Annotated in this window: 15 protein-coding genes; 8 read left to right on the forward strand and 7 right to left on the reverse strand. The window is 30.0% G+C overall.

The annotated features are described in order from the left end of the window. Positions 1-29: 29 nt before the first annotated feature. Complete coding sequence (locus L1S49_RS10105) at positions 30-221, reverse strand: hypothetical protein (protein ID WP_238904093.1); 192 nt, start codon at positions 219-221, stop codon at positions 30-32. A gap of 386 nt (positions 222-607) precedes the next feature. On the opposite strand from L1S49_RS10105, the gene L1S49_RS23225 reads away from it, so the two are divergent. The 3 genes from L1S49_RS23225 (at position 608) to L1S49_RS10115 (ending at position 1,765) form a co-directional block, all read left to right on the forward strand. Beyond that, positions 608-913, forward strand: a complete 306-nt coding sequence (locus L1S49_RS23225; RefSeq protein ID WP_275299564.1) for an SDR family NAD(P)-dependent oxidoreductase — start codon at positions 608-610, stop codon at positions 911-913. 14 nt (positions 914-927) lie between these two features. Continuing rightward, the gene (locus L1S49_RS23230; protein WP_275299565.1) at positions 928-1,398 is read left to right on the forward strand and encodes an oxidoreductase; all 471 of its coding nucleotides are present in this window, start codon (positions 928-930) and stop codon (positions 1,396-1,398) included. Positions 1,399-1,474: 76 nt separating this feature from the next. Further along, entirely contained in the window at positions 1,475-1,765 is a 291-nt protein-coding gene (locus L1S49_RS10115) for a Dabb family protein (protein WP_238904095.1), read from the forward strand. 86 nt (positions 1,766-1,851) lie between these two features. Here the strand turns inward: L1S49_RS10115 and L1S49_RS10120 are convergent, their stop codons facing one another. From L1S49_RS10120 to L1S49_RS10130, 3 genes are all read right to left on the reverse strand, one after another. Beyond that, positions 1,852-2,415: an N-acetyltransferase gene (locus tag L1S49_RS10120; protein WP_238904097.1), complete on the reverse strand. Its 564-nt coding sequence runs from the start codon at positions 2,413-2,415 to the stop codon at positions 1,852-1,854. Between the two features lie 197 nt (positions 2,416-2,612). Beyond that, positions 2,613-2,834, reverse strand: coding sequence for a DUF1659 domain-containing protein (locus L1S49_RS10125; protein WP_238904099.1), 222 nt, complete (start codon positions 2,832-2,834; stop codon positions 2,613-2,615). A gap of 84 nt (positions 2,835-2,918) precedes the next feature. Next, entirely contained in the window at positions 2,919-3,605 is a 687-nt protein-coding gene (locus tag L1S49_RS10130) for an N-acetylmuramoyl-L-alanine amidase (protein ID WP_238904101.1), read from the reverse strand. A 119-nt stretch (positions 3,606-3,724) separates the two neighbouring features. Here L1S49_RS10130 and L1S49_RS10135 point away from each other — a divergent pair, with 119 nt between their 5' ends. Continuing rightward, a complete protein-coding gene (locus L1S49_RS10135) occupies positions 3,725-4,291 on the forward strand; it encodes a sigma-70 family RNA polymerase sigma factor (protein ID WP_238904103.1) in 567 nt (188 codons plus the stop codon). Positions 4,292-4,468: 177 nt separating this feature from the next. Here L1S49_RS10135 and L1S49_RS10140 read toward each other — a convergent pair whose 3' ends face one another. After that, positions 4,469-4,708 carry a hypothetical protein gene (locus L1S49_RS10140; RefSeq protein WP_238904106.1) on the reverse strand — a complete coding sequence of 80 codons (240 nt, stop codon included), beginning with the start codon at positions 4,706-4,708 and terminating at the stop codon, positions 4,469-4,471. 302 nt (positions 4,709-5,010) lie between these two features. Between L1S49_RS10140 and L1S49_RS10145 the strand changes: the two genes are divergently transcribed. The 4 genes from L1S49_RS10145 to L1S49_RS10160 all read left to right on the forward strand — a co-directional run bounded on the left by L1S49_RS10145 (position 5,011) and on the right by L1S49_RS10160 (position 6,271). Continuing rightward, positions 5,011-5,433 carry a hypothetical protein gene (locus L1S49_RS10145; protein ID WP_238904108.1) on the forward strand — a complete coding sequence of 141 codons (423 nt, stop codon included), beginning with the start codon at positions 5,011-5,013 and terminating at the stop codon, positions 5,431-5,433. A gap of 52 nt (positions 5,434-5,485) precedes the next feature. Continuing rightward, entirely contained in the window at positions 5,486-5,674 is a 189-nt protein-coding gene (locus L1S49_RS10150; RefSeq protein ID WP_238904109.1) for a YvrJ family protein, read from the forward strand. A 113-nt stretch (positions 5,675-5,787) separates the two neighbouring features. Next, complete coding sequence (locus L1S49_RS10155; protein ID WP_238904111.1) at positions 5,788-6,012, forward strand: DUF1659 domain-containing protein; 225 nt, start codon at positions 5,788-5,790, stop codon at positions 6,010-6,012. Positions 6,013-6,052: 40 nt separating this feature from the next. Beyond that, positions 6,053-6,271, forward strand: coding sequence for a DUF2922 domain-containing protein (locus L1S49_RS10160; protein ID WP_181602865.1), 219 nt, complete (start codon positions 6,053-6,055; stop codon positions 6,269-6,271). A gap of 52 nt (positions 6,272-6,323) precedes the next feature. On the opposite strand, the gene L1S49_RS10165 is transcribed toward L1S49_RS10160, so the two are convergent. Both L1S49_RS10165 and L1S49_RS10170 read right to left on the reverse strand, forming a co-directional pair. Further along, a complete protein-coding gene (locus L1S49_RS10165; RefSeq protein ID WP_238904113.1) occupies positions 6,324-7,505 on the reverse strand; it encodes a Wadjet anti-phage system protein JetD domain-containing protein in 1,182 nt (393 codons plus the stop codon). Further along, positions 7,492-8,973, reverse strand: coding sequence for an SbcC/MukB-like Walker B domain-containing protein (locus L1S49_RS10170; protein WP_238904115.1), 1,482 nt, complete (start codon positions 8,971-8,973; stop codon positions 7,492-7,494). The genes L1S49_RS10165 and L1S49_RS10170 overlap by 14 nt, the downstream gene beginning before the upstream one ends. Between the last annotated feature and the right edge of the window lie 435 nt (positions 8,974-9,408).

A 9,408-nucleotide genomic window follows, 5' to 3' on the forward strand; every position in this document is an offset into this window, starting at 1 on the left:
CTCAAGAACTTGTGTATCTTATTTTTTAACTATCCCATCTCCTGCATTTCCTTTTTCTTATTTTCAACAAAATATATTTTCATAAGCTTTGGGCACATTCTTTTACTATTTACAATTTTTATCTCTTTGCCTAGAGCAATCATTTTTCTTTTAAATTTTTCTAAAGCTGTTTCATCTGTTTCCCCATCTAATAATTGCAGAAATTCAACTTCACTTTTCATTAACTCACCACCTTATTTATCCTACCTTTTAAAGTATCCCTTAACTTTACCTTATTTAACTTCTGATAATTAGAAGTATTCATTTTTTTAAATCCGCTAGATTTATATTATTCTTTTGGCTTCTATTTCGTTACAACTTTTCACTTTAATAATTATATATGATGATATAGCCTTAATTTCCTTATAATTATCGTAATGTTATAAAATTTCTAGTTTTGTTATTTTCTCATTTACTACTGTAAAATGGAAGTCCAAAAGAAACGGATCTGGTAATCCTGTTTTATCAAAATGTTTATTTATTAGAAAAACATATAATATGACGTACTGTAGTCAAGTTATATTAGCTATACTAAACAAGACAACATAAATTAGGGAGGAATCTAAGTATGGGAAATACATTATCAACATTTGATATGAGCAAAGAATTTGAGGGTAAAAGGGTACTTGTAACAGGAGGAACCAAAGGGATTGGAAATGCTATTGTTCACCGTTTACTCAGTGCTGGAGCAAATATAATGACTGCAGCTCGAACTGTTTCAGAAGATTTGCCTGATTCTGTTGGATTTATTCAAGCTGATGTCAGTACACCAGAAGGCACAGAAAAAATAATTAAGGATACTCTTGAAAAACTTGGAGGATTAGATGTACTAATTAATAATGTAGGAGGTTCATCATCTTCAACATCTGGATAAGTGACGAAGATTGGATGAGTACATTTAATGCTAATCTTTTTGCTTCTGTACGCTTGGATCGTGGATTTTTACCAACTATGATTAATCAGCATAAAGGAGTTATAGTTCACATATCCTCAATTCAGCGCAGGCTTCCAGGAAATATGACAGTGGCATACTCAGCAGCAAAAGCAGCTCTTACTAATTATAGTAAAAATCTAGCCACTCAATTTGGATCTGAAGGAATACGAATCAATACAGTAGCCCCAGGTTTTACTGAAACAAAAGCTGCCGAGCGTCTTATTGAAAGAATGTCACAGAATTCTGGAAAAGATTATAACGGTGCTCGTCAAGAATTAATGGATGCCCTTGGTGGTATACCTCTTGGTCGTCCAGCAAAACCCGAGGAAGTAGCAGAACTTGTTGCTTTTCTTGCTTCAGATAGAGCTTCCTACATTACTGGATGTGAGCATACTATTGATGGTGGTATAATTCGAACCATCTAAAAACTATTTATATTATAATAAAAAATATTATGAGCCATAAACTATAAGTATTTCTAAATATTACAGGTGGTAAAAAATGATTGTAAATAATGTACTTTTAAAATTAAAAAATAATGATACTGAAAATATTAAAAAGGCACAGGAAGTTCTTTTAGGTATGAAAGGAAAAATAGAAGTTCTTTTAGATATACAAGCTGAAATGAATATTCGTCCCAGCCAAACGGCTTATGACATAATTCTGATTACTAAATTTGAATCACTGGATGATATGAATGCATATCTTATTCATCCTGTCCACCTAGAAGTTGGAAAGTTTATAGGAGATGTTTTAGACACACAAACATCAGTATGTTATGAAACTAAATAAGAACTGCTTAATGCAGTTCTTATTTAGCTTATATTATATTTTACTACAGCATAGGAGCCTTTACTCATTTAAGATTAGAAATCTATCTAGTTTTTAAGTACAAAATATGAATCATACTCTGTTCCATCATGACCGATTAACTTTTCATCTGAAGCCTGAAATCCTAAGTTCTTTAGAGCCATGATCCTTTCAGATGCCTTTGATATAGCTTTAGTAGCCACTTTATCACACTTAAATAAATCAAATGTATGTGGAATTATTAAAGATAAAATATTTTCAATTTCTTGTACCTTCTCATAATCACTTCTCAGGTCTAATCTCAATAATCCACATTCAGTAAAATAATCCTTACTAGTTCTATGAAACAGTTCTATTGTTCCAATAGCAGAGTTTTTATGCTTATCTATAATAGACCATCTAACAAACCCTTGTCTATCATATTCAAAATGCCAATAATCAATAGCATCTTTCATACGCTTCTCTGTCGTATAATAAAAATCATCTCCTCCACAATTATCACTATTAAATAATAAAACCGCTTTTTTATCAGAATATACTTTCAGTAAATCAATACAGTCTTCATTTTCAACAAACTTAAGCAGATATTTTTCATTTTCATATGTAGGGCATGTTTCATATACACTTAGCATTTTTTATTCTCCTCTCTAATACTTCATTATTTATAAATATAGATAACTACTATTAAGTTTCAACTAAACTCACCTACTTTTATTTTATAATAACTATTACCATAATTCTACATATTGTCTTTAATTGACTTTTAAGATCAAAATAAATTGTAAAAAAGATGTGGAATCATTTAACTCCACATCTTTTCCTCCTTTTCTTAAACATGAAATAGCTCAAATTTATTTTCTTTTGAAACTCTATAGGTCTGTGTATCAAGCACTTGTCCTATAGCGTTTCCTACATCATATAAAGATTCATCTGTAGCATTTTCAGATATTTTTGAATATCTTTGTTTTTTATAAACGTCATTTCCTTCTTTGTCTAATCCGCTTTTATATTCTACAACTAAAGCTAATGAAGTTAAAATTACTTCTGTCATCTGACTCACCTCCTTTCATTTCGTAACAGGAACACACGTTTGCATGTTCCTTCTTTTTTGGTATAATTTTCATATAGACAAAATTTACTTAACTCTAATTCTTTGACCAGGATATATTAAATCTGGATTCTCAATATTATTTAGAGTTATTATGTCTTTTACCGTTGTGAAGTAGATCTTTGACAATGTCCATAAGTTATCGCCCTTTTTGACAACATGATATAGTCCCTCATCTTTAGGTTGTACGACAGTTTGAATGTTAAAGGCTTTTTTAATTCCTAAAAATATTGCAGTTGCCATAGCCTCAGAGTTATAAATTTGCATATCATGTTCACTGTCACAAAAGGCACATTCAACAAGAATTGCGGGCATTTTAGTATTCTTTAATACAAAGAGATCACCTCTAGGTTTTACCCCTCTATCTCTAAAGCCTAATGAAACAATCTCTGGAAGTATTACCTTTGCAATATCTATCCCCTTACTGCCTGGATAACAAAGAATCTCGGTTCCTTGAGCTCCAGGAAAAGCATTATGATGAATGGATATAAAGAAATCTACATTATGATTATTAGCTGTAGTTACCCTTTTGTTTAAAGAATCGTAAAGACTTGAAGCACTACTAGGTAAACATTTAATAACCTCAATACCTGCATTTAAGCATTTACTAATAAGACTATTACCTACATCAAGATTTAAATTATCCTCTGACTTAATCCCAGCTGCTCCTATGTCATAACTGCAATTATGACCAATATCAATGGCTAGTTTCATTTAATCACCCCTATAAATAAATACCCCAATGCACCGTATAAATACCACATTGATTTAATTAAATTCCTATTAACTTGTGCAGGGTGTTTTCTAAAAATATTAAATTAGAGGTGATGAAAATGAACTTAATTGAAAATGAAAGATTAGCTGTACTAGCTAAGATGGGAAATGATCAAGCAAAAGAGGATTTGGCTAATAATTTTAAGCCCTTTATTCTAAATTTATGTAAAAAAACCTTTCTAAATGGATATGAATTTGAAGACGTCCAAAATGAATGTTATAAAAGCCTTTTTAAAGCACTGAATAAGTACAATCCAGAGAACAAGAGATTTGTAGCCTATGCCACTACATCAATAAAAAATGCTTTATCCAATTTAATAAGGAGTTCAACTAGACATGATAAAACCGATAGTAGATCTATCCTTACCCTTACAGATTGTTTGGAACACACCCTAGCTTATGATATCGACTTTGTGGAAGATGAATTGTTCCCTAAGATAGAAATTTTAAATCTTAAGGCTGCAATAAGAAAATTATCTAAAGAAGAAAAAGAACTTATTGAGTTTGTTTATATAAAAAATCAACCATTAAAGGCATTTGCAAAACAAGCTGGTATACCTTACTCCACATCTATGAGGATGAGAAACAGGAGTTTAGAAAGACTAAAGGAGATAATTGGTGGGTAAAAAAATTTGCACAAGACAATTTGTCTTGTGCAAATTTTATATCTACCATAAATTTAATTCTTCCATTTTATATATTCTGATTTAATGAAATTAAATTCTTATTACTGGATTAATTCATCACAAAAATAAATACTGCTTAAAAGAATCTTCTCCCTTCAAGCAGCATCAATAATAATATTAAAACTTAAAGCTCCCAACAACTTCAGTAGTACTATCATAATAATCCTTAGCTAGCTCCTCAATTCCATCACATATACTTTTGAGATTACATAAACTACAATCTCTAATCACTCCATTATGAAGCAAAGAACAACTTAAATTATCCTCGTAGGTAGAATTTCTGATAGCTAAAGCTAACTGCATTTTATCAAAGCTCTGGCTATTGTGGTTTGAAATTATAATTTTATCTTTTATCATATAGACACCTCTCCTTTTTCTCTAATTAACATTAGTCAAAAAAGAAATACACCACTCTGCTGTAGCATATCACGAAGTGATTGCATTAAATTCATTTCACCTATGCCCTTTAGAAATTTTTTTCAAATTTTATTAGAGTTCTATATTAAGTAGCCTCATTGAATTCATTAACTAAAAGATTCTCCCCTATCAAACCTCTACAGTATTTAGGTGAATGATTTTATGAAGCTTGAGAAGAACCTTGTACAGTATTTAGGTGTATATCTTCTTTAGATATATTCTATAAAATAGGAGATGTTATTATGGTAAAAAAAACTTCTAAGAAAAATGAAAATATAATTGATTTAGGATTTGAAGATTACGTTGAAGAAAATGGATTTAGTGATGTTATCTCTGGAACACCTGTATCAAGTTTCTCTTTTACAAACACTTCTACTGAACCAGTAACCTTTAACTCAAACCCTTCTTTAGCAGCTGAAATAAATTTAGTTGATAATCGTGTAGGTAAGCCCTGTGCTAATGGAATTATCCCTCCTATTAACAATGAATATTTTGATATTAAACGCACTTACACCTTTAGAAAATCCACTGTTAGGAAGCTTAATGAACTTAAAGCCATGCATCCTGATATTAACGCCTATTTAAGCAGTATTTTAGATGAAGCTATAAATCATTATTATGATTTTATTACTAAAGAAAATGATTTTAATAAATTATACTCCTAAGAGGATAATTATAATGTAAAAAGGTGTATTACTTAATTGGAGGTGATTTTCTATGGAATTTAATGATCTTGTGACTCTAATAGGAAATGTGGGTTTTCCCGTTGCTATTAGTGCCTATTTATTAATTAGACTTGAGAAAAACATAGCAGGCTTAACATCATCTATAAACAAGCTAAATACTATTATTTCAACTAAGCTTGGTGTTGTTATAGATAGTGGAAATGATGACAAAATTGCTTAAGAAAAATTTCTAAAAGTAGTTATTTTAATGAGAATCGGTGTATTTATACTATGAAGCAGTTAAAAGGATTTTATGAACCACTGCGTGGTATGAGATGAAAGGAGGTGTGATGTATGGCTATTAGTAAGGTTTTAAGTTCTACTTCTCTTGCTATTGAAGTGGAGAATGGTGTTAATGGATCTGGCGAAGTTATCTATAAAAAGAAAACCTTCTCAGGTATTAAGATTGATGCTTTACCTGAAAATGTGTTTGATGTAGCTGAAGCCATCAAAGGTGTTTTGAGTAATCCTGCTCGAGATTACTTTTTAAATGAAACATCAAAAATTGCTAATGCTTAAAGTTTAACCAAAGATTTTATTATAGAAAGGAGATGAAATTATGGAATATTCATTATCAATGACTTTTGTTACTGAAACTGGGGACAAGGTTTCCATGACAGTATCTGGAGTTAAGAGTGACATAAGTCAGGCTGAGGTATCAACTTTAATGGATACTATTATAGCTAAAGATGTTTTCTTAACTAAGAACGGATCACTAACTGCTAAGTATTCAGCTCAGTTAACTCAAAGAGAAGTTACTAAGTTTGACTTACAGTAATTTAATCTATTATAAAAGAGAGTTCAGTTTTTTAAGCTGAGCTCTCTTGTTTTTAAAATACAATTTCCTGTTCTAATTTTCTATTTTTATTAAGTATAAATGATAAAACATCTTTATACTCACCATACATTTCGTCATTAATCATTCTTTCAAGTTCTTTTTTATCATTGGCTGTTAATTCTTTCCCATAGGTTATATTTTTCTCTAATGTTTCTATATCCATATTTAAAGGCAGAAAAGGTATGGAGGTTTTTCTTTTTAGATGATTTAGTATTTTAAATCCTCCAACATCTATATCTCCGCAATGATAATAGGTCACATCCCCATTAGTTTCATATATCTTAGTTAAAAGCTTCTGCCTTACACTATTATGATATCCACCCAAATAGATAACTGAATTATTTTCATTATAATTATTAAAAGATGTTAAATTTTCTATTGTTATTAACTCACTTGAATTGACTTTGATTGTTTCTATTTCATCTATATCCTTTGAACTTATAGCAAATCCACCTTTAAAATCTAAGGCATTTATTGTTGATCTTTTCATTTTTAGCTTAATATCTCCCTTGAAATAAACATAGGTATAGTTCTTTAATATATTATATTCCTCTAGGCTCCATTCTTTTGAGAAGTCTCCTATTATTCTTAAAATTTTACTTTCTAAAGCTTCATATCTCTTGGAATCACCATATAGCTTTATAGAGAAGCTTCTTCTAAAAATTTCTTCTTTTTGATTTAAGACCTTTTCTATCCCAATTATTATATCTTTACATTCTTTTAAATTATCTAGGTCTAAATATTTCTTTATTGATTTATTATTTTCTAGCATATCAAAAATAAATCTTGAAAGGTGTCCTAAACAATCTTCCTTTGTTCTAAAGGGTTCAAGTATTTCTTTAATCTTTTCTTCTTTACTCTTTTTTTCTTTTCTACTCAGTATTTTGTATACTTCCTCAATACTATTTTCATTAAGCTCAAGTTTAATTATATTATGATTATTAAAGCCTTTCCCCCAATGGATTTTTATAATCTGATTCTCCTCAAGTTGCTTGCATGAAATATCAACATCTCTCTTTTTACTTGCATCTAATTCATCATAATAATCTATAATGGTTTTTTCATTAAACTGAAAATACACTTTTCTAGCTTTAGCAACTTCCCCTTTGTACCCTTGGCTATTTTCGTATTTATCTAATAATTTATTTAAAATAATCTTCTTATAATCCCTCATGTTTATGCTCCTCTATTATGCTAAACTTATCAAGCTTCATAGCTAAAAGAGTTGTGTTTACATATGGTGCTATTGCCTCAATCTTTTGTGGAGGCGCTCCAATTATAACTTGTAAGTCTAACTTTTTAAAGAACTCCATCATAGCAAGTATCCTTACATCATCCATTTTATCGAAGGCCTCATCAAATAGAATTAGTCCAATACTTTCCTTTAATGATGATTTGTATAGTTGAAGGAAGGATGCTGCAATAACCACATAAAAAGGTGTTTGTGTTTCACCTCCACTTTTCTCCTTACTAACCTTTGAAAATAAAGAATGGGTTCCATCGCTATAGTTAATTCTAATATCGTAATCCATATAGTTTCTATAATCTGTGAACTTTCTAAGCTCTAATTCACTATTACTATCATCTAAGGTAAGTTTCTCAAATAATTCATCTAGAAGTTCCTTATATTCTGATTGATACATGTCTGTGAAAAGATTAAAACCTTCAGCAATATTTTCCTCATGCATAACCATATCATGATATTTGTTTAACTCCTTGCTTTTCCCTCCAATAAATTCATAGGCTTCTTTTCCAAAATAAATTCCTTTTAAGCCTCTATTTAACTCTTTAATTTCTGACCTTGCCTTTTCAATATTCTCTTTTAATTTTGCAATAAAGTGATACTTAAATTCTTCTTCTGCCCCACTTTTGGCATCCTTAACCTTTTCCTCATATTCTATAACCTTACTTTTTTCCAATTCATCTAAAGCTACTATAAAGGTGTTTATTCCACCTACTCCAACTTCTGCTCCAAAGTTATAGGTATTATTGTAAAGCCTCATATTATCTTCAAGATTTTTCTCAGTATTTTTAGAGTTATTTATTACACCAAGCTTAGCCTTATTAAAGTTGGTTATAATCTCTTCATAGGATCTTTTGCTTTTTGCCTTTTGGAATTTATCTTCTCCCTCTTCCCTAAGTTCGCCTATTTCAGTAGATATATTATCTACTTCTTCCTTCTTAAGTTTAAGACTATAGGTTACTCTTTTTATCTCATTTTCACTTATTCCATAGGCAGTTCTACACTCTATTTCTTTATCATCGATTTTCTTTATTTTACTTCTACATTCTTCAATTTCATCCTCAATATTTTGCAGTTTAAGCTGAATATCAATATAGCTAGAATTTTTCTCAAGCTGCTTTTTTTGCTCTTCAACCTCTTTTAATTGATTTTTACTATTATTAACCTTAGCTAATATTTCTTGCTTTTCAATTAAGGTGCTAACTTTTATAGCTGCCAGTAAGGTATTTTCCCCATCCATAACCTTTATCTTATCATTTATATCATTAAATTCATCCTTTAAAGCTTCAAATTTCTTTTCTTCTTGCTCCAGTTGAATCTTATAAGCCTCTGCTCCTATATATGGAGTTTTATAAATTTTAGGATCAATGGCTCTTGCCACATGATTTTTATATACCATACAAGTAGCTGTAATTGAAGATCTGTAATTTTTTAAACTCTCAACATTATCACATCTTATAACTTTTCCTAAAATGCTATTAATAAATCTCTTAGCATCCCTACTTTTAGATGTAACAACATTGGCTAAAGAATTTTCATCACAGTTATCATATTTTTCGAGGCCTGCTGTATTAATTATTCCTGCATTATAAATATTTTTTTGCTTTCTATAACGCTCATAAATCTTTAAAGATCTATCAAACTCATTACTTTCAACTATAAAATAAAACCTCTGAGTATTTAAATATCCCTCAATAGCATCTGTCCACTTAGGATCAGTAATTTCAATAACTTCACATAAAATTTTAGGGGTAATTACCTCAATGTCATTAAGTTAAGATGATACACTCAAAGAGTAGAGTATGTAGAAATACATGCCCTGCTTTTTTTTATA

The organism is Clostridium sp. YIM B02506, assembly GCF_022324845.1.
Classification (GTDB): Bacteria; Bacillota; Clostridia; order Clostridiales; family Clostridiaceae; genus Clostridium_T; species Clostridium_T intestinale.